This is a genomic window from Campylobacter portucalensis (assembly GCF_009690845.1).
Lineage (GTDB): Bacteria > Campylobacterota > Campylobacteria > Campylobacterales > Campylobacteraceae > Campylobacter_B > Campylobacter_B portucalensis.
Map to the genome: position 1 here is coordinate 1 of NZ_VWSJ01000060.1, position 1,688 is coordinate 1,688.

The window sequence follows — 1,688 nt, forward strand, 5'->3', positions numbered from 1 at the left end:
AATTTATCACAAACAAATGGAACAAAATAACATACAACGACTTATGTGATAAATTTGAAACAAATGTTATAGAGAGTGTAGGAGAAAGTTTAAACAAAATTGCAAATGATTTAGCATTTAGATTTGGCAAAGAAACAGCGATAAATTCGAACGAATTTGCAAATTCTAATAAAGATGCAAATAATTTAAACTCCCCTTTCATCACTCAAAACCAAATAGATAAAATCATTGAACAAATCAACACCTACTCAGATAACAAAGGCTTAGGAAACTTCGCATTTAATGACTTAGCAAATTCACAGAATTTACAGCTTTATGGAGTGTAAATCAAATTCACATATAAAATTTGTCGTAGTTTGATTATGGTAAATTTAAATGTGATATAAATTTACAAATTCAGTATAAACGATACTAACAGAGATTGAATTTTCTAAAATAATAATTTATACTAATTTAGTAATTTATTAAAAATAGAAATAAAAGTAATTAATATATATAGTATTTTTATATTTGGTTAAAGTTAAATTTTATATAATTTCAAAGTTTATTTGAAATTTGGAAAGGTTGCCAGTTGAGCTTATATAATCGTTGGCTAAATAGCTATATTTATTTGATTTTTTATTATCAAATTGCATAATATTATACGGATTGGAAAAATAAAATGATTTATAAAAGATGCGAAGTTTGCGATGAAAGAATAAATAAATTACAAAACTTATTTATTTTTAAATTCGATGATTGTATAAAATGTAAAAACTGTGGAACAATATATGAAATATCCAATATAAAATTTTGCAATTTTTTATCAAATATAATCGAAACCTTTTATGCTATTTTTTGCTTATTTATTTCCATCGGATTTGGAATATACATAGATGAAAATTTTGATCTTCATTGGTCGGTATCGGTTTTGGCTTTTGTTCTTGCTTGGTTTTTATCAGCATTTATTTGTATGTTTTTAGAGTGGCTAATTTTATTGTTATTTGTCGCTAAAATGAAAATTTCAAAAGATAATAAAATATATAAAAAACAAAATACACTTGTTAATTTGTTTAGCAAACTATTAAGTAACTTTAAAAAATAGAAAGGAAAAATTATGGATTCAGTAAATGAAACTATAAAATTTGGTAAAGATGTTATCAAAGGTGCTTTTGATACACTCGTTGTTGCACCATTTGACTTTGGTATGTTTTTGGGCAACTTATCTGGTCTTGCTGGAAAAGAACAACAATTAAAAGCACAGGCAGAACTACTAGTTGCCAAAGAAGCTATTTCTGCTATATATAATAATACTGGTGGGGCTAGGGATTATTTTGCAAAAGAAATAGGGAAAGATTTATCAGAAAGACCGGGATATTATATTGGTGCATTTGGAAGTGGTTTTTTAATCAAAGCTCCTGCAATTGCTACAACATTTGGCGGTGAAACAATAGCATTAAATAAAGCTGAGCAAATATTAAATAAGCTTTCTGGAACAGCTATGACAACTGGCGGAAAAATAGATATGCTTTTAAATGATATGTATGATAAATTTTTAGATTATACTGGGCAAATATTTGATACTGGTTCGTATTCCTTTTACGATTTAATCGACGATTTAGGCGATTGGCTTGATAATTTTGGCGACTTTTTAGACGGCTTCATAAATCCACTTCTTTACGACCCGCTCGCTCTTGATTTAGACGGAG

General features: G+C 27.3%; 2 protein-coding genes. Both read left to right on the forward strand.

From position 1 onward, the window contains the following. Nucleotides 1-326 (forward strand): hypothetical protein (locus tag F1B92_RS08890; RefSeq protein ID WP_195836341.1); only part of this gene is annotated, 326 nt, incomplete at its 5' end. A gap of 770 nt (nucleotides 327-1,096) precedes the next feature. Next, the coding region (locus F1B92_RS08580; protein ID WP_154571429.1) for a hypothetical protein at nucleotides 1,097-1,688 on the forward strand (592 nt) is incomplete at its 3' end.